General features: G+C 64.4%; 17 protein-coding genes. 9 read left to right on the forward strand and 8 right to left on the reverse strand.

The genetic code is table 11. The annotated features are described in order from the left end of the window. Positions 1-10: 10 nt before the first annotated feature. The 5 genes from C7I84_RS12135 to C7I84_RS12155 are packed head-to-tail and all read left to right on the forward strand — an operon-like array spanning position 11 to position 4,933. The gene (locus C7I84_RS12135) at positions 11-445 is read left to right on the forward strand and encodes an EamA family transporter (protein ID WP_106772456.1); all 435 of its coding nucleotides are present in this window, start codon (positions 11-13) and stop codon (positions 443-445) included. Further along, the gene (locus tag C7I84_RS12140) at positions 442-1,449 is read left to right on the forward strand and encodes an NAD-dependent epimerase/dehydratase family protein (protein ID WP_106772457.1); all 1,008 of its coding nucleotides are present in this window, start codon (positions 442-444) and stop codon (positions 1,447-1,449) included. The genes C7I84_RS12135 and C7I84_RS12140 overlap by 4 nt, the downstream gene beginning before the upstream one ends. Before the next feature lie 20 nt (positions 1,450-1,469). Beyond that, the gene (locus C7I84_RS12145; RefSeq protein WP_425351334.1) at positions 1,470-2,930 is read left to right on the forward strand and encodes an aspartate aminotransferase family protein; all 1,461 of its coding nucleotides are present in this window, start codon (positions 1,470-1,472) and stop codon (positions 2,928-2,930) included. Positions 2,931-2,969: 39 nt separating this feature from the next. Continuing rightward, entirely contained in the window at positions 2,970-4,160 is a 1,191-nt protein-coding gene (locus C7I84_RS12150; RefSeq protein WP_106772459.1) for a hypothetical protein, read from the forward strand. 44 nt (positions 4,161-4,204) lie between these two features. Beyond that, positions 4,205-4,933 (forward strand): FkbM family methyltransferase, encoded by a 729-nt coding sequence (locus tag C7I84_RS12155; protein WP_106772551.1) that lies wholly within the window; start codon positions 4,205-4,207, stop codon positions 4,931-4,933. Positions 4,934-4,955: 22 nt separating this feature from the next. Here C7I84_RS12155 and C7I84_RS12160 read toward each other — a convergent pair whose 3' ends face one another. Then, positions 4,956-5,480: a GNAT family N-acetyltransferase gene (locus C7I84_RS12160; RefSeq protein ID WP_106772460.1), complete on the reverse strand. Its 525-nt coding sequence runs from the start codon at positions 5,478-5,480 to the stop codon at positions 4,956-4,958. Continuing rightward, on the reverse strand, positions 5,455-5,718 hold the full coding sequence (locus C7I84_RS12165) for a type II toxin-antitoxin system TacA family antitoxin (protein WP_245428413.1): 264 nt from the start codon (positions 5,716-5,718) through the stop codon (positions 5,455-5,457). Before C7I84_RS12165 ends, C7I84_RS12160 begins: the two co-directional genes overlap by 26 nt. A gap of 246 nt (positions 5,719-5,964) precedes the next feature. On the opposite strand from C7I84_RS12165, the gene C7I84_RS12170 reads away from it, so the two are divergent. The 3 genes from C7I84_RS12170 (at position 5,965) to C7I84_RS12180 (ending at position 10,634) form a co-directional block, all read left to right on the forward strand. Next, on the forward strand, positions 5,965-8,526 hold the full coding sequence (locus C7I84_RS12170; protein ID WP_106772461.1) for a GcvT family protein: 2,562 nt from the start codon (positions 5,965-5,967) through the stop codon (positions 8,524-8,526). Between the two features lie 104 nt (positions 8,527-8,630). Then, entirely contained in the window at positions 8,631-9,464 is an 834-nt protein-coding gene (locus C7I84_RS12175; RefSeq protein ID WP_106772462.1) for a DUF1194 domain-containing protein, read from the forward strand. A 75-nt stretch (positions 9,465-9,539) separates the two neighbouring features. After that, positions 9,540-10,634 (forward strand): Gfo/Idh/MocA family protein, encoded by a 1,095-nt coding sequence (locus C7I84_RS12180; protein WP_245428414.1) that lies wholly within the window; start codon positions 9,540-9,542, stop codon positions 10,632-10,634. Here the strand turns inward: C7I84_RS12180 and C7I84_RS12185 are convergent. The 4 genes from C7I84_RS12185 to C7I84_RS31030 all read right to left on the reverse strand — a co-directional run bounded on the left by C7I84_RS12185 (position 10,594) and on the right by C7I84_RS31030 (position 13,911). Beyond that, positions 10,594-11,778 carry a Gfo/Idh/MocA family protein gene (locus tag C7I84_RS12185; protein WP_106772463.1) on the reverse strand — a complete coding sequence of 395 codons (1,185 nt, stop codon included), beginning with the start codon at positions 11,776-11,778 and terminating at the stop codon, positions 10,594-10,596. The two genes, C7I84_RS12180 and C7I84_RS12185, sit on opposite strands and share 41 nt — an antisense overlap. 69 nt (positions 11,779-11,847) lie before the next feature. Then, complete coding sequence (locus C7I84_RS12190; protein WP_425351335.1) at positions 11,848-12,786, reverse strand: GlxA family transcriptional regulator; 939 nt, start codon at positions 12,784-12,786, stop codon at positions 11,848-11,850. Positions 12,787-13,117: 331 nt separating this feature from the next. Then, the gene (locus tag C7I84_RS30015; protein WP_165816054.1) at positions 13,118-13,258 is read right to left on the reverse strand and encodes a hypothetical protein; all 141 of its coding nucleotides are present in this window, start codon (positions 13,256-13,258) and stop codon (positions 13,118-13,120) included. Positions 13,259-13,584: 326 nt separating this feature from the next. Next, entirely contained in the window at positions 13,585-13,911 is a 327-nt protein-coding gene (locus C7I84_RS31030) for a hypothetical protein (RefSeq protein ID WP_425351331.1), read from the reverse strand. Between the two features lie 86 nt (positions 13,912-13,997). Between C7I84_RS31030 and C7I84_RS12200 the strand changes: the two genes are divergently transcribed. Beyond that, entirely contained in the window at positions 13,998-14,897 is a 900-nt protein-coding gene (locus tag C7I84_RS12200; protein ID WP_106772465.1) for a LysR substrate-binding domain-containing protein, read from the forward strand. Positions 14,898-14,924: 27 nt separating this feature from the next. Here the strand turns inward: C7I84_RS12200 and C7I84_RS12205 are convergent, their stop codons facing one another. Together C7I84_RS12205 and C7I84_RS12210 are read right to left on the reverse strand one after the other, a co-directional pair. Then, positions 14,925-15,110 carry a DUF1127 domain-containing protein gene (locus C7I84_RS12205; RefSeq protein ID WP_106772466.1) on the reverse strand — a complete coding sequence of 62 codons (186 nt, stop codon included), beginning with the start codon at positions 15,108-15,110 and terminating at the stop codon, positions 14,925-14,927. A 249-nt stretch (positions 15,111-15,359) separates the two neighbouring features. Continuing rightward, positions 15,360-16,835 (reverse strand): FAD-dependent oxidoreductase, encoded by a 1,476-nt coding sequence (locus tag C7I84_RS12210; protein ID WP_106772467.1) that lies wholly within the window; start codon positions 16,833-16,835, stop codon positions 15,360-15,362. Positions 16,836-16,872: the final 37 nt, after the last annotated feature.

Genomic DNA, 16,872 nt, shown 5'->3' on the forward strand with positions numbered 1-16,872 from the left:
AGCGAACGACATGAAATTCCTGCCTTTCATCCTTTTCACCGTGCTGACCAATGCCGCCGCTCAATTGATGCTGAAGCATGGCATGATGAGCCTTGGGCCGCTCTCTTTCGAGGGCGTCAACCCGGCCATCAAGGTCCTGCAGATCGTCTTCAGCCCGTGGGTCTTCCTCGGGCTGTGCATCTTCGTCATCTCGATGGCCTCCCATCTCTACGTGCTGTCGAAGGTCGAGCTTTCCTTCGCCTATCCCTTCCTCAGCCTCGCCTATGTCGCGGTTGCGGTGTTCGCCTATTTCGTCTTCCGCGAGGACCTGAACGCCTGGCGCATCGCCGGTATCGCCCTCATCTGCGTCGGCACGGTGCTCATCGCCCAGAGCGACCGTTCCGGCCATGAGGATGGCACGAAGCTTGCTGCTGCTCCTTTGAAAACCAGTGAGATCTCAAAATGAGACACGTCATCTTCGGCGGCGACGGCTTCGTCGGCCGCCACCTCGCCCCCAAGCTCCTCGCCGACGGCCACGAGGTCGTCGTCGCCGACATCGTCAAGAGCGATCTTTCGCACTATCGCCACGCGTCCTTCGTCCATTGCGACGTCACCGACCCGGCGTCGGTCGCCGCCGTCGGCATGAAGGCCGACGACATGGTCTACAACTTGTCGGCCAAGATGCTGTCGCCGATCCAGGTGCGGGCCAAGCGCCACGACTTCTTCTACCCGGTCAACTACCACGGCACGGAGAACATCATCCGCGCCATGGACAAGGCCGGCGCGCCAAAACTGGTGCACTTCACCACCGACATGATCTACGGCCACACCGTCACCTATCCGATGACGGAGGAGCATCCGGTCGCGCCGCTCGGCGAGTACGGCATGTCGAAATGGGAGACCGAGAAGCTCGCCGCCGTGTGGCGCGGGAAGGGCATGTCGATCTCGCTGTTCCGGCCCCGCCTGATTATCGGCCCCGGCCGGCTCGGCATCCTCGAAAAGCTGTTCAAGCTGATCGATTTCAATCTTCCCGTCCCGATGATCGGATCGGGCAAGAACCCCTACCAGTTCATCTCGGTGTTCGACTGCGCCGAGGCCGCCCGCGCCGCTTTCAAGGCGGGCGTGCCCAACGAAGCCTACAACCTCGGCTCGCTCAACCCGCCGCCGGTGCGCAAGCTGCTGGGCGACCTCATCCGCCATGCCGGCTCGAAGTCGATCCTGGTCCCGACGCCGGGCTGGGCGGTGAAGCGCACGCTCGACCTGCTCGACCTTGTGAACATGCCGATCATGGACCCCGAGCAGTATCTGATCGCCGACGAGGAATGCGTGCTCGACGTCTCCAAGGGCGAGCGCCAGCTCGGCTGGGTGCCCCAGTTCCGCGACGAGGACATGCTGATCGCCGCCTACACGGAATATCGCGCCAAGAAAGAGGGCCGCGCGCCCGCCGCAACCCACGTCCCGGCCGAATAGGAGTTTCCTTCATGAACGTCATGACCAAGCCGGACACGGCAGCCCGCCCGACTATCGCAGCCCCGGCACTGGTGCCCGGCGGCATCCCCAAGCCGGCGCTGATGACGGTCGAGCAGGCCAAGGCGATGGACGTCGCCCGGCTGACCGACCTGTTCAAGGCCCACCTCAATCCCGGCCAGCTGCATTTCATGAAGCTGCTCGGCTTCCACAAGATTAAGATCGAGCGCGCCGAGGGCATGTATTACGTCGACCAGAACGGCCGGAAGATCCTCGATTTCTTCGGCGGCTTCGGCTCGCTCGCTTTCGGCCACAACCATCCCCGCATCCTCGAGGCGCGCAAGAAATTCCAGGAGGAGAAGCGGCAGGAGATCGCCATCGCCTTCATGTCGCAATATGCGACGGCGTTAGCCTACAACATCGCCCAGTGCTCGCCGGGCGATCTCGACATGGTCTTCCTCGGCTCCTCCGGCTCCGAGGCGATGGAGGCGGCGGTGAAGGTCGCCGAGCGCGCCGCCGGGCCGAAGCGCCCGAAGATTGTCTATGCGGAGAACTCCTTCCACGGCAAGACCAAGGGCGTGCTGGCCATCACCGACGGCTCGCTCTACCGCGCCGAGTTCAAGATGGCCGACAACACCGTGCGCGTGCCCTTCGGCGACATCGATGCGATCGAGCGGGCGTTCCGCAGCGATCCGGAGATCGGTGTTATCGTGCTGGAGACGGTCCAGGGCGGCGGCGGCATCATACAGGCGCCGGCGGAATTCTGGCAGAAGCTCCGCGCGCTTTGCGATCGGTACGGCGTGTTGTGGGTCGCCGACGAGGTGCAGTGCGGCTATGGCCGGACCGGCCGCTTCTACGCTTTCGAGCACTATGGCGTAGTGCCGGATGTCACCGCGCTGGCGAAGTCGCTGGGCGCTGGCAAGGCGGCGGTGGGCGCCATGATCGCGCGGCGCGACGTCTACATGAAGGCCTACGGCACGCCGAAGACGGCGATGATCCATGCCATGGCGACCTTCGGCGGCATTGGCGAGGCCTGCGTCACCGCCATCGAAGGCCTCAACGTGCTCTATGACGAACACCTGATCGACAATTCCGCCGATACAGGCGCCTATCTGCTGGAACGGCTCAAGGCCGTGCAGGCCAAGCACCCCAAGATCATCAAGGACGTGCGCGGCAAGGGTTTCATGATCGGCCTGGAGTTCCACGACTTCTCGCAGACGCTGCCGATGGTGCTGCGGCCGGTGGTGAGCGTGCTTGACGACAAGCTGAAGGGCTCGCTGTCGGGTTTCGTCGGGTCGCTGCTGCTGCGCGACTACGACGTGCTGGTTGCCTTCACCGAATACAACCGCAACGTCATCCGCCTGGAGCCGCCGCTCATCTGCGGCAGGGAGCATGTCGACCGCTTCGTCGAGGCGCTGGACAGCCTGCTGTCGCGCGGCATCGTTTCGATCGTCAAGGATTTCGTGAAGAGCCAGATGAACTGAGGCGGGGGAGAAACCGTCGGGCAGGGGAGGCAGGGGGCAATGATAAAGAGCGAGCGGGCGCCGATCATCTGGGCGCTGGACACAGGGCTTGGCAAAAACCTCGCCCAGGTTGCGGAGAACAGGACGCTGCTCGACCGGCTGGCGGTCGCCTTCTTCGCCTGCGTCTGCGTGGCCATCGCCCTCTACGGGGTGATCAAGCCGGACTACAACTGGGACATGGTCGCCTATGTGGCGACCGCGCTGGAGGACCGCTACCAGGATCCGGCCGAGCTGCATGCCGCGACCTGGGCGGTCATCTCGGAGGGCGCGCGGGAATCGCAGCTCTACGAGATCCAGTACGGCAACCCGTACAACAAGCACCAGTGGGAGAACCCGGCCGACTTCCAGTCGCAGCTCTCCATGTACCGGGTGAAGGTCGGCTACATCTGGCTGATGCGGCTGATGGAGCCGGTGGTCGGGCTGGCCAATGCCTCCATCCTGCTTTCGGTGATCCCGTCGCTGCTGGTCGGCGCGCTGGCGCTCTACTGGCTGGCACGCGAGAACGCACTGCAGGGCGCCTTCGTGCTGGCGCCGCTGCTGATGCTGGCCGACCAGGCGCAGATGACCACGGCGGTGGTGCCGGACATGCTGCTGTCACTGGTGTCGCTGGCCGCCATCTATGCTTTCGTGCGGGGACGCGACACGCTCGCCTGCGTGCTGCTGTTCGCCAGCGTCTTCGTCCGCCCGGACAACATCATCCTGATCTTTGCGATGCTCGTCACCGCCGTGGTGTTCGGCTGGCGCATCCTGCCGCTGCTGGCGACCTTCGTGGCGAGCTTCGCCGCCTGCGCGCTGATCTCCAGATATGGCGGGCATCCGGGATGGTGGGCGCATTTTTACTTCTCCTGCGTGCAGATCCAGAAGTCGATGATCGGCTTCCATCCGGACTTGTCGTTGGCGGCGATGGCAAAGGGCTATGCGCGCGGCGTCGTGGTCTCGCTGGTGCATAGCGACTGGCCGGCACTACTGGCCCTGTTCACGGCCGGCTGGGCGCTGCTCAACCGCTTCGGCAGGGCGATCACCAGCCGACAGAACGGCATGCTGTTCGCTCTGGCGATCGGCGCGCTCGGAAAATTCGCGAGCTTCCCGCTGCCCGACGACCGCTTCTACCATGTCTTCATCATCGGCATGGCGGTCCTGCTGGTGGCGATCTGGAAGCCGCGTTTCGATACGGCACGCATAAGGACATAGTCATGGACGGCGGCGAAGTCTCGATCTTCCTGGAATTCCTGCGCATGATGGCGGCCTTCGCCGTCCCCGTCGGGATTCTGGACCGCGGCGCGCCGCTGCGCGGGACGCGCTTCCTCGCCCAGGCCGCGCTCGGAGCCCGCTTCGGAAACAGCCGTCCGTTCCAGATGGTCAATGTCGGCGCATGCGACGGCGTCCTGTTCGACGACGTGACGCCATGGCTGAACCGCATTCCCGGATCGCGGGCCGTCCTGGTGGAGCCCATTCCGTACAACCAGCAGCGGCTGCGCGCCAACTATCCGGACGCCCAGCGCTTCGTCATCGAGCCCGTGGCGGTGACCAGGACCAAGGGCGCGATCCGGGTGAAGACGTTCGACGCCGCCGCCCTCGAGGACGGTCGGTTGCCGATCGAGTTCGTCGGCTGCTCCTCCATCACCGACACCAACCTGATGTCGGGCAAGAACGCCTGGGGCGAGGCGGACGGCAACTTCGAGAAATTCGCGCCCTATCTCAAGGACATCGACGTACCGGGCGATACGCTGCAGGATGTGCTCGACCGCAACCGGGTCGAGCACATCGACGCCTTCCTGGTCGACTGCGAGGGCGCCGACTGGATGGTGTTCGAGCAGCTCGATCTCAAGCGTTACCGGCCGGGCATGGTCAAGGTCGAGGTCGGGGCGCTGCCAGCCGACGAGATCGGCCAGGTGGTCGTCAAGCTGAAGACCGCCGGTTACAAGGTCGGCCTCTATGCCGAGGATGTCTGGGCGTTTGCGTGAATGGCGATGAGCTCGCCAGAGGTCATCGCACCAACGTCTTGGCGGCGGCAAGCGGCAGATAAAACGTCGCAGACCGTGAAGTGAGCGGCGTGAACCCATATGACCGGTAAAAGGCACTCGCGCGATCGTCAATCGCATCGGCGAACACCGCATGCGCACCGATGGGTGCGCTCGCGACCGTTCGTATGGCGTCGAACAGCATCGCTTCCCCAAGGCCGAACCCGGAATAGTCAAGATCGCGGGCCAGCCAGCCAATCAAGATAGCGGGAACTGTCGGATAGCGCGGCAATTTCCGAGCAAGCGGCTCCGGCACCTCGGTGACCGGTACGGAGCTGGCCGAGAGCGTGTAAAAGGCGGCCACCCTGCTGCTATCTGCCGGGCGGGCTACAAAGCATGTGGCGTATTGGCGCTTTATGTCTTGCGAAACGGCCTGGCGAAAATAGGCGTCGATGCGCTCGTTGCCGCAGGCGAACCGCGAACGATCATGCTCCTTCCCCAGAGACTCGATAAGGAACTGCGGCTCATCGGTTCCTGAAGAGCTTGGCATGACGTTCAGCCGCGCGCACCAACTTGGCGGTGGGTTTCGGGGGGGTGATCAAGGCTTCGGCGAACCTGATCTGGTCCTCGCGGCTCAGCCGCATGATCTCGGCTTCTTCGATCACGCGCCGCGCGTCCTCCCCGGCGGTCGCCAGAAGATAGCCCGTCAGCGTCATGCCGCGCAGCTTGGCGGCGCGCTGCATCTGCTGATAGGTTTCGACGGGAATGCGCGCCTCGAGCCGCGCCATCTCCATAGTGGACTCACCCATGTCGTATGCCTCCATTATCGGCGTAAATACGGCAAATTGCCGTATATTTCAAGTTGAAGGCCGGTGCCGAGAATACGAAAACGCTGATGCCGCTCGCCGAGACCGCGTAGCGGCAAGATGCGGCACCCAAGTCGCGCCGCTTCGGAGCAATGTCGCAAACAGGCTGCGCGCTTGGCGCCGCACGGCCCTATAAGTCTGCCTGCAGAACATCTCGGAGCACGGGCAATGGCAGAGTTTCCGACTAAGGCGAGGGTCGTCATCATCGGCCTGGGCGGCATCGTGGGCGCCTCGGTGGCGCATCACCTCATCGAGCGCGGCTGGGACGACATCGTCGGCATCGACAAGTCGGGCATCCCGACAGACATCGGCTCGACCGCGCATGCCTCCGACTTCTGCTACATGACCAGCCATGACTTCCTGTCCTGCTGGACATCGCTCTATTCCATCGATTTCTACGACAAGCTCGGCCATTACGACCGCATAGGCGGCTTGGAAGTGGCGCGTGTCGGCGACGACGCCCGCATGGAGGAGATCCGGCGCAAGGTCTCGTCCGGCAAGGCGTTCGGGACGCGCGCGCGGCTGATCGACCCGGCCGAGATCAAGGAAAAATTCCCGCTGATCGAGGAGTCGATGGTGCAGGGCGGTCTCTGGGATCCCGATGCGGGCCTCGTCATCCCGCGCAGCCAGACCGTCGCCGGCAAGCTGGTCGACAGGGGCGAAAAGTCCGGCAAGCTCAAGGCTTTCGCCAATACGCCCGCGAAGTCGCTCGTCATCGAGAACGGGCGCATCAGGGGCGTCGTCACCGACCGCGGCACCATCCATGCCGACCATGTCGTCGTCTGCGCCGGCCTGTGGGGCAGGCTGATCGCCGAGATGGCCGGCGAGGACCTGCCGGTCATGCCGGTCGACCATCCGCTCACCTTCTTCGGCCCCTATACCGAGTTCGCCGGCACCGGCAAGGACATCGGCTATCCACTGCTGCGCGACCAGGGCAATTCCGCCTATATGCGCGACACCGGCGACCCGACCACGTCGGAAGGCGGCATGATCGAATGGGGGTATTACGAGGAGACCAATCCGCGGCTCTGCCATCCGCGCGACCTGCTGGAAAAGGACCAGGCACGGCTGTCTCCCTCACAGCGCGACCTCGACATGGAGCAGATTCTGGAGCCGCTGGAGCGCGCCATCGAGCTGACCCCGATCCTTGCCGAGCTCGGTTATGACGAGCGGCGCTCCTTCAACGGCCTGCTGCAGGTGACGGCGGACGGTGGTCCGTCTGTCGGCGAGAGCCAGACGGTGAGGGGGCTGTGGTATGCCGTGGCCATCTGGGTGAAGGACGGTCCCGGCTTCGGCAAGCTCGTCGCCGACTGGATGACGGACGGCCGCACCTCCATCGATCACGCCAGGATCGATTACTCCCGCTTCTATCCCCACCAGATGGACGAGAAATTCGTCGAGGGACGTTGCGGCGAGGCGGCGCAGAAGATCTACAATCCCGCCGTCCATCCGCGCGAGCCCTATGCGACCGGGCGCAACGTCAAGCGCTCGCCCTTCTACGAGCGCGAGAAGGAGCTTGGCGGCTATTTCATGGAGCTCGGCGGCTGGGAGCGTGCCCATGGCTATGCGGCCAACGAGCATCTCCTGGAAAAATACGGCAACCGCGTGCCGGTGCGCGAGAACGAATGGGACGCCAGACACTTCTGGCGCGTGTCGAATGCCGAGCATCTCGCCATGAGCGAGGACTGCGGCATCGTCAACCTGTCGCATTTCTACATGTTCGACGTCGAAGGCCCTGATCACGTCGAACTGATGGAATGGCTGTGCGCGGCAAAGATTGGTGGCGATGCCAATATCGGAAAAGGCATCTATACGCATTTCCTCGACGACGAGGGCATGGTGCGCGCCGATCTCACCGTTATCCGCATGGCAGACCGCTGCCGCGTGGTCGACGGCGCCGACGCCGGCCCGCGCGATTTCCACTATGTGAAACGCGTCGCCGAGGACAAAGGGTTCGACGTGACGGTCACCGATGTTTCGGAAAAGTTCGTGACGATCGGCATCTGGGGACCGAACGCGCGGGCGACGCTGCAGAAAGTGGTGGAAGATCCCGCTGGACTTCTGCCGGAAAATTTCCCGTTCGCGGCGATCAAGCCGATGAAGATCGCCGGCAAGGACGTCACCGCCTTCCGCATCTCCTATGTCGGCGAGCAGGGCTGGGAACTGCACATGCGCTACGAGAACGGCCTGGCTGTATGGGATGCGCTGCGCTCGACCGGCGTCATGGCCTTCGGCGTCGAGACCTATGCCAACTCGCGCCGCATGGAGAAGAGCCTGCGCCTGCAGAACGCCGATCTCTTGACCGAATACAACCTGATCGAGTCGGATCTGCAACGCCCGAAGGTCAAGGAGGCGGACTTCCGCGGCAAGCAGAAGCATCTGGAGCATCGCGCGCGGAAAAATCAGCCGGCGATGCTGTGCACGCTGGTGATGACCGACAATCGCGATTCGAAAGGCGTGCCGCGCTATCCCGTCGGCAGCATGCCGGTGCTCGACCCCGGAACCGGCGAGACGCTGGTCGACGAGCTTGGCCGCCGTTCCTTCACCACCTCGGTCGCCTACGGTCCGACCATCGGCAAGAACATCGCGCTCGCCTATCTTCCGTGGGCCTGGTGCCAGGAAGGTCGCAAGCTGACGGTCGAGTATTTTGGCGAGGCGTTTCCGGTCGAGGTGGCGGGCGTGGGCTACAAGCCGCTTTACGATCCGGAGAATCTCAAGCCGCGAAGCTAATCGGCACGGGCAGCACACCCCGGTCGCGAAATTGTGAAGGGAAAGCGCCGGGGCTTTTCCGACGCTTTCTTTTCAAACCGGCCGATTCGGGCCACCTTTCCAAAATGTCTCGTTCCTCGCGCACCGGACATTACTTCGCAGCCGTCGCTTTGGCCTTCGGCCTGCTGCCCTTCGAGGTCGCACAATCCCAGGAAGCCGTCGATGTCGAGCTGGTTCTGGCGGTCGACGTTTCGCTTTCCATGTCACCGCAGGAACTGGAGATCCAGCGCCGCGGCTATGCGACCGCGCTGACCGACGACGAGGTTCTGCAGGCGATCGCCGACGGCGCCTACGGCAAGATCGCCGTGACCTATTTCGAATGGGCCGGCTCGACCACACAGCACCTGATCGTGCCATGGACGGTGATCGCGTCGCGCGCCGACGCCGAGCGGGTGGTGGCGCAGCTTTCCGCCAATCCGCCGAACAGCGCCCGGCGCACCTCGATCTCCGGAGCGCTCGAGTTCGGCGCCGACCTTTTCGCGGAGAGCCATTTCCGCGGCATGAAGCGGGTGATCGACATCTCCGGTGACGGACCGAACAACCAGGGCGCGCCGGTGGATCTGGTCCGCGACCGTGTCCTCGAGCAGGGCATCGTCATCAACGGCCTGCCGCTGATGACCAATGGCGGCTTCACCAGCGTCTACGACGTGAAGGATCTCGACCGCTACTATACCGACTGCGTCATCGGCGGCCCCGGCGCCTTCATGATTCCGGTCAACGACTGGTCGCAGTTCCCGGAAGCCATCCGGCGCAAGCTGGTGCTGGAGCTGGCCGACAATAGGCCGGTGCACGAAGACGATGCGTTGCCGGTCGTGCTTGCGCAGGAGACCAAGGGCTATGATTGCCAGGTCGGCGAGAAGATGTGGCGCGACCGCTCCTATCTGTGGGAATCGCGGTAAGTGCTTCGATGCACCGCTGACGCACGACCCAAAAACCTGCTCATCCCGTCAATCCTCTCTTAGGCGCACAGCCTTATGCTGTTCGCCATGCAGGATCAGGACATTTACAAGGCGGCGACGGTCGCGGCCCGCCCCGTTACTTGGGGCGTCGTCGGCGCGGGTACGATCGCGCACCAGTTCGCTGCCGATCTGGCGCATGTCGCCGGGGCGCGGATAGGAGCGGTGTGCTCGCGCAGCGAGGAGTCGGCGCAGGCATTCATGGCGGCAGCCGGTATCCGAAGATACTGCGCCACATTGCCCGAGCTGCTGGCCGACGAGACTATCGACGCGATCTACATCGCGACGCCCAATCACTTGCATGCGGGTCAGACGCGGGAAGCGCTGGCGGCGGGCAAGCCGGTGCTGGTCGAAAAGCCGCTGGCGACGTCGAGCCGCGACGCGGCACGCGTCGTTGAAGCGGCGGCCCACGCGGATCGGTTCGCGATGGAGGCCCTGTGGACGCGCTTCCTGCCGGCGGTGGAGGCGGTGCGAGGCATGCTTGCAGCCGGCGCGATTGGCGAAGTCCGGCATGTCGAAGCCGAACTTGCTTACCGCAAGGAAGAAAAGGGCGGGCGCTTCTTCGACCCTGCCATGGGAGGCGGCGCGGCGCTCGACCTTGGAGTCTACCCGCTGTCGCTGGCACTCGATCTGTTCGGCCGCCCTGAAAAAACGTCCGGCCGCTGGTGGGCGGCAGGAACCGGTGTCGACCGCAGGACCGATTTCCAGCTTTCCTTCGCTGGCGTCACGGCGATGCTTTCCTGCTGCTTCGACCGCGATGGCCGTAACACCTTCACGATCCTCGGCAGTCGCGGCGCGATCCGCATCGAGGCGCCGTTCCTGAAGGCGCAGCAGGTGACGCTCTTTGGCCAGACGATTTGCGACTGGCCGCTGGTTGGCGCGCGCGGGGCGACATCCGGACCGGCGGCAAGGATCCTGTCGCGGCTGCCGCTACCAGGTCGTCAGGTGAAAAATTTCCGCTTCCCCGGCCACGGTCTTCAGTTCGAAACCGCCGCGGCGATCGATGCCATGGGGCGCGGCGAGCGGCAGTCTCCCCGGATGCCGCTCGGCGACAGCGTCGCCGTGCTGGAGATCATCGAGACGGTGCTCGGCCAGCCGCCGCAGCCGGCGTGAAGCTCGATCGGACCTCGTAGGGCTGCGCCCTCTCGCCGGCCCCAGAAAGCGCCAGCGCGAGCTCGGTGATGTGCAGCGCCACGTCGCCGGAGAAGAACGGCGCGCCGCCGCGCGCGACCGCCTCCGCCTGGGCGGCGATGCCGCGGCAGAAATCGATCTGCGACGGGAATGCAGGTAGAACAGGCCGCCGCGCCTCAAGGGGAAGGCTGAGCCGCTTTCCCGGCCGCGGCTTCAGGGGTAGGGCGGTCGCCAGCCGGCGTTCGATGCGGCCGAGCACCTTGTCGGCGAGGCTGCGCGGCGCGCCGGCCTTTTCCAGATAGACCGGCGAATGATGGTCCCACAGGTCGCGCACCAAGATCGTGCCGCCGTCGCCGAGGATGGTGAGCGAGCGGTCGCGTGGCGCTGCCAGGCCGCAGGTCAGCCGGGCGGCGGCGCCCGACGCGAAGCGCAGGCAGCCCACGGAAAAATCCGGCCCCATGGCGTGGCCTTGCGTGCCGACGCCCTTGTCGGCAAAGGCGAGGGTGGAGAAGGCGGTGAGGCTTGCGACCGGGCCGAGCAGCGAGACCAGCCAGGTGAGCGCATAGCCGGCATGCTCCAGCGTACAGCCGATCTCGAACTCGTGCAGGCCCGGCCATTTGGCGCCGGAGCGCGACCGCCAGCTCTGCCATTTGTCGCGAAACACCGCGCCGTCCTCCATCTCGGCATAGGCGAGGCGCGGCGTTCCGATCTCGCCCGCGGCGATCGCGCTGGCGACGGCCGCATGGGCGGCGCTCAGCCCGTTGGCCGGGGCTGCGGCGACGCTCAGGCCCTTTTGCGCGGCCAAGCGCACCAGTCGTTCCGCCTCGTCGCGGCGCATGGCCAGCGGCTTCTCCGAATAGACATGCTTTCCTTTCTCCAGCGCACGCCTTGAGACTTCATAGTGGCTTTCCGGATTGGTGAGGTTGGCGACGATCTCCACCGCCGGATCGTCGAGCAGCGCGTCCAGCGACGGATAGGCGGATACCTTGTAGAAGGAGGCAAAGCGCCGCAGCTCAGCCGGCGCGCGGTCGAACACGCCCGCCAGCCGCAGCCCGGGATGGTTGACCAGCGTCGTCATGTAATAGTCGGCGACGAAGCCTGTGCCGACAAACGCAATGCCCGTCATCGCTATCTCCGTGGCAGGACGTCCACGGATACAGGTCTTTGGCTTTCCGCTTGGTGAACGTAGGCGCCGCTACGCCGCGATCAACTGCTTGCGGTCGACGCGCTCCTGCTGCGGCGAGCGCGAATAGAGCTCGCGGTAGCATTTGGAGAAATGCGAGGCTGAGACGAAACCGCAGGCGACGGCGACCTCGACCACCGGCAGCGACGACTGCAGCAGCAGGTGACGGGCCCGGTCGAGCCGGATCTCCAGATAGTAACGTGCCGGCGAACGGCCCATCTCGGTGCGGAACAGCCGCTCGATCTGGCGTCGCGACAGGCCGACATGGTCGGCGATCTCGATCAGCGACAGCGGCTCGGACAGGTTCGCCTCCATCAGTTCGATGATGGAGAGAACTTTTGAGTTCTGCACGCCGAGGCGGGCACGCAGCGGTAGTCGCTGCCGGTCGGTCGGGCTGCGCACGCGGTCGGTGAGGACTTGCTCGCAGACGCGGTTGACTAGGTTGTCGTCGAAGTCGTCGCCGATCAGCTTGAGCATCATGTCGAGCGCCGCGGTGCCGCCGGCGCAGGTATAGATGTTCTGGTCCACCTCGAACAGGTCGGCGAAGACATTCGCCTTGGGGAAGGCTTCCGAAAACCCCGGCAGGTTTTCCCAATGGATGGCGCAGCGTTTGCCCGCCAGCAGCCCGGCGGCGGCCAGAATATGCGCGCCGGTGCACAGTCCGCCGATCGCCACGCCGCGATTGTACTCCTCTCGCAGCCAGGCGAAGGCCGACCGGTTGGAATAGCTCTCGACATTGATGCCGCTGCACACCACCACCATGGACGGCCGATCCGGTCCGGCCATCTTGCGCCGCTCCTCATCAAGCGACGTATTGACCGCGCATTCGACCCCGTTCGAGGCATGCACCGGCCTGCCGTCGTAGCTCGCCAGCCGCCAGCGATAGGCGTCATAGCCGAGCATGCGGTTGGCCGAACGCAACGGCTCCAGCGCCGTCGCGAACGCAATCATGGTGAAATCGGGGACCAGGAAGAAGACAAGCGATCGTTTGATCGGATGTTTGACGGCGTTCAAGGGTTCCTCGCGCGAGCCTGACGACGCGACGCCGATGTCGCGATCAGCACAGCGTCATCAGGAAAACCCTTGACTGTCAATGGATGCGCACGCTGCGTGACAGCAAAATTTGCGACATCCCATGATCCGGCGCGCCGCCTAGGAAGGCACGTATCGCGTGGGCAAGGGACGGTGCCGCGCCAGGCCGCTTGCCGCGTTCGCCGCCTTCAGCGGCACGCCCAGCTTCTTCCTCCCGAAAACGCGGGAGGAGAAGAACGGCGCTACGGCTTTAGCGGACCAGGAAGCCGAGGCGGGCAGCGGCAAGCGCGCCCGACTGGCCGGGCATGGTGCGGTCGAGCCGCTGGCGCTCCAGGGCGGTGGTCAGGTTGACGTCGCGATTGCGCGAGAACAGGCGGGAGAAGAACGTCATGACACGGCTCCATGCAGTCGAGTTACACGGGGTGCCTTCGCTAGGTCTGTTAGGAGTGGGGCATCTCGTTTGCTGGCGCGGATATAGGCATTGTTTGTTGTTGTCGAAGCAGGGAAAGCGAAGTGCTCCGCTTGAAAAACGACATGCCCGCGCGGGAACGACATCGACCAGATCGGCAAAGAACAAGAAAATCAACCTGTTGCCGTTGTTTCGGTCCAGCCATGTGTTTGCCCGGGATGCGGCATGCACGGCAAGCATGGCTGCGCGGAAATCGGGCAGGGTAGAGACAGGCCCCGCCGTCGCGCTTCGGCGGCGGGGCTCACGGCTCAGTGCACACGGTCGGCGTCCCCCGCCCATGTGCCGAGCGGCAGATGCGACGGCCGGCGCTGGTACAGGTCCGGCCAGCCGATATCCTTCTGGATCTCGTAAGGCAGGGCATGAACCTGGCGCTCGGTGAGATAGCGGTTGCGGGCCGCCTGATATTCCGCGGCGATGCGACCGAGAGCAGAAATGACAGACATGACGTCCTCCTTCGGTTGACCCGGACAAGCCGGGTCGCTGACGCGGGCCGGTCGGTCCGCGATCCGTTCGACTTCGATTTCGGTCTTCGCATTGGCGGCGATTGTCAGGATGACAAGATTGTCGCCGTCCACGATGTTGACTATCGCTCTCTTCTACGGTTCAATCAAACGAAATGAAGTGATTGCTCCGATCAGATTTTTTGAATGGAACGACACCGATGAACGCGCCGCTCAATCATCCGCTGCCGCTGCTCGACCTCGATGTGCTGCGCACCTTCGTGGCGATCGCCGAGACCGGCAGCTTCACCGTCGCCGCGACCGCCGTATTCCGCACGCCGTCGGCAGTCTCCATGCAGATCAAGAAGCTGGAGGACATTCTCGGCCGCTCGGTGTTCACCCGCGACGCCCGCTCGGTATCGCTGACCACGGACGGCGAGATGCTGCTCGGCTACGCGCGGCGGCTGCTCGCCATTAACCGCGAGGCGGTGTCTAAATTCATCGTGCCGGATATTATCGGGGTGGTCCGGCTCGGCTCACCGGACGACTATGGCGAGCGCGTGCTGCCGCACGTGCTGAAGCGTTTCGCCCAGTCGCACCCGTCGATCGCGGTGGACGTCACCATCGACCAGTCGATCAACCTGCGCCGGCGCATGGACGACCGCGCGCTCGACATTACGCTGCTCACCAACTCCTATAAGACCAGCGCGATCGGCGCAGAGGTGCTGCTCACCGAGCCGATCGTCTGGGCCGGCTCCAAGGGCGGCTGCGCCCATATGCGCGAGCCCTTGCCGGTGTCGCTGTGGGAGGAGGGCTGCGTCTGGCGGGCAGGGGCTCTCGAGGCGCTCGGCCGTGAGGGCCGCAACTATCGCGTCGCCTATATGAGCGCGCACACGGCCGGACAGCGCGCCGCCATCCAGGCCGACCTCGCCGTGGCGCCGCTGCCGAGATCCTTCCTCGGCAGCGACATGGTCGAGCTCACGCCCAAGGACGGCATGCCGGAGATCGGCAATTACAGCCTTGCCATGATCGTCGCGCCGGACGCCAGCGCGCCGGTGAAGGCTGTCGCCGACCATATCCGCGCCACCTTCGAGGTGTTTCGGGAGACCGGCAGGTTTTGACGCGAAGCGCGGCCCGGCGTCCCGCGATCAGCGCATCGTACGCCAGAGCGAGTTGACAGCCCCCAGATCGGCCGGCGAGTCATTCACCATCGGCCAGCCTATGTCTTTCTGGAGCTCCGGCGGCAGCGCGTTGATCTCACGAAAGGTCCGCCTGTTGCGGCGTGCTGCGCGCAACGCGGTACCGAAATGGCCTATATCGTCGAGAATCGACATTTCCCAAGTCCTTTGTCAAAATAATCGATATGATCATTAATAAAGGAGCTTTGTTTCGGCATTATAGCGCATAGTTTTCCACTGTTTCAAAAACGATACTTAACAGTTACGGAAGAGATACATAGCGCACTCGCCACAACTCGGGGGAAGAAAAGGAACGGGAACATCTCGGGAGATCCGACGTCCCGATTTCTTCGTGAAGGCAGGAAATTGGCGAAGCCCCGGCGACTGCGCCGGAGTGACGGCTCGCTACAGTTGAGCCGGTGGAAGCGGTTTTCTCGCCGGCCCATGGATCACCGATCCGTCCGCCGCGAAGATGGAACCATGACATGGACAGTCCCAGGTGCGCTCCGCATTGTTCCATGTGACGGTGCAGCCCTTGTGGGTACAGGTCGCCGAAGTCGCATGCAGCCTGCCGTCCTCGTCACGCCAGGCGGCGATCTTCTCGTCGCCTCGCAGGAGGACGCCTGCTCCGCCGGGCGCGATGTCCTCGGCGCTGGCGACGATCGACTGGCTTTCGCCGTTCCGGTGAAAATCCTTCGGAAAAGGCCGCGTCGGATTATAGAGGTTTTTCCAGGAGTTCGCCTTGTCCGCGACAAGGTCTGCGATCAGCATGCCGGCTGCCGTTCCGTTGCTGATGCCCCAGCCGTTGAAGCCGGTGGCGATGTGGAAGCCCGGTGCCTTTTCGGGATCAGGCGTTCCCGCGAAAGGTACCCGGTCGGCCGTGTCGTAGTCCTCGTTGCACCAACGCCAAGCCGTCTCGCCGACGGGAAAGTGCTGCCTGACCCACAGTTCGACTTCGACGAAGCGGCGCGCTACGTCACCGTCTTGCCCCGTATCGAATTTCGGGCCGAGCACGATGAGCAGCGGCCCTTCGGCGTCGCGGCCCATCCGCATGGACCGCGTCGGCTCGTCGATGCCGATGAACATGCCGTCGACCATGACTGGATCGTCGGTACGGAACGCCATCGCGACATGACTGCGCGGCTGCGTCCGGTTCGCCATGCCGACCGGGCTCTTCACGGGCAGGTTCGTGGCCACGATCACATGTTCGGCATGCACCGTGCCACCGTCGGTCACGACACGCCAGCGGCTCGCCTCATCGATCAGCCTGGCCCGGCTGTTCTCGAAAATCTGCCCCCCGCGGCCGGCGACAGCCCCGGCGAGACCGACCAGATAGCGCGCCGGGTTGAACTGCGCCTGATCGGGAAACGCCAGAGCTGCCGCGGTGGCGAAGGGCAGGGGAGCGCGGCCGAGCATTTCCGCATTCAGCCCCAACTCGCGCGCGGCCCCGGCTTCGGCCGCTATCTCGTGCCGGCGCATCGACTGATGTGTGTAGGCATAGGCGGTCTTGACCTCGAAGTCGCACGAGATGCCATAGCCGTCGATCCAATTCCTGATGCAGGAGGCGCCGGCGCCGTTGGCCTCGGCATAGGTTTTTGCTGCTTCGCGGCCGAGGGTCTCCATAAGGTATCGATAGATCAGGGCGTGCTGCGTCGTGATCTTCGCCGTCGAGCGGCCCGTCACCTGTCCACCGATCTTGAGCGCCTCCAGCAGGATGACCGAACGGCCTTGCTCGCAAAGGCGTAGTGCCGTGGTCAGGCCGACTATGCCCCCTCCGACGACGACGGTGTCAGCATGCATCGATCCCTCGAGGCGGGGATAACGGGTCGCCGCGGCGGTCGACGACCAACAGCTTCCGAGTTGACCGGGGAGGGCGGGCATAAAAAGTCCTTTCCGTGGTTCCCCGTTGCTGCCCGTT

This window comes from Kumtagia ephedrae (genome assembly GCF_003012745.1).
In the GTDB taxonomy this organism is placed as follows: domain Bacteria; phylum Pseudomonadota; class Alphaproteobacteria; order Rhizobiales; family Rhizobiaceae; genus Kumtagia; species Kumtagia ephedrae.

Coding starts and splice junctions, on each gene's coding strand:
- C7I84_RS12175 (WP_106772462.1), top strand. CDS start 8,631: ATGTCTCGTTCCTCGCGCACCGGACATTACTTCGCAGCCGTCGCTTTG.
- C7I84_RS12165 (WP_245428413.1), bottom strand. CDS start 5,718: ATGGCGCGGCTCGAGGCGCGCATTCCCGTCGAAACCTATCAGCAGATG.
- C7I84_RS12135 (WP_106772456.1), top strand. CDS start 11: ATGAAATTCCTGCCTTTCATCCTTTTCACCGTGCTGACCAATGCCGCC.
- C7I84_RS12190 (WP_425351335.1), bottom strand. CDS start 12,786: ATGATTGCGTTCGCGACGGCGCTGGAGCCGTTGCGTTCGGCCAACCGC.
- C7I84_RS12140 (WP_106772457.1), top strand. CDS start 442: ATGAGACACGTCATCTTCGGCGGCGACGGCTTCGTCGGCCGCCACCTC.
- C7I84_RS12170 (WP_106772461.1), top strand. CDS start 5,965: ATGGCAGAGTTTCCGACTAAGGCGAGGGTCGTCATCATCGGCCTGGGC.
- C7I84_RS12210 (WP_106772467.1), bottom strand. CDS start 16,835: ATGCCCGCCCTCCCCGGTCAACTCGGAAGCTGTTGGTCGTCGACCGCC.
- C7I84_RS12145 (WP_425351334.1), top strand. CDS start 1,470: ATGACCAAGCCGGACACGGCAGCCCGCCCGACTATCGCAGCCCCGGCA.
- C7I84_RS12180 (WP_245428414.1), top strand. CDS start 9,540: ATGCTGTTCGCCATGCAGGATCAGGACATTTACAAGGCGGCGACGGTC.
- C7I84_RS30015 (WP_165816054.1), bottom strand. CDS start 13,258: ATGACGTTCTTCTCCCGCCTGTTCTCGCGCAATCGCGACGTCAACCTG.
- C7I84_RS12185 (WP_106772463.1), bottom strand. CDS start 11,778: ATGACGGGCATTGCGTTTGTCGGCACAGGCTTCGTCGCCGACTATTAC.
- C7I84_RS12155 (WP_106772551.1), top strand. CDS start 4,205: ATGATGGCGGCCTTCGCCGTCCCCGTCGGGATTCTGGACCGCGGCGCG.
- C7I84_RS12150 (WP_106772459.1), top strand. CDS start 2,970: ATGATAAAGAGCGAGCGGGCGCCGATCATCTGGGCGCTGGACACAGGG.
- C7I84_RS12200 (WP_106772465.1), top strand. CDS start 13,998: ATGAACGCGCCGCTCAATCATCCGCTGCCGCTGCTCGACCTCGATGTG.
- C7I84_RS12160 (WP_106772460.1), bottom strand. CDS start 5,480: ATGCCAAGCTCTTCAGGAACCGATGAGCCGCAGTTCCTTATCGAGTCT.
- C7I84_RS12205 (WP_106772466.1), bottom strand. CDS start 15,110: ATGTCGATTCTCGACGATATAGGCCATTTCGGTACCGCGTTGCGCGCA.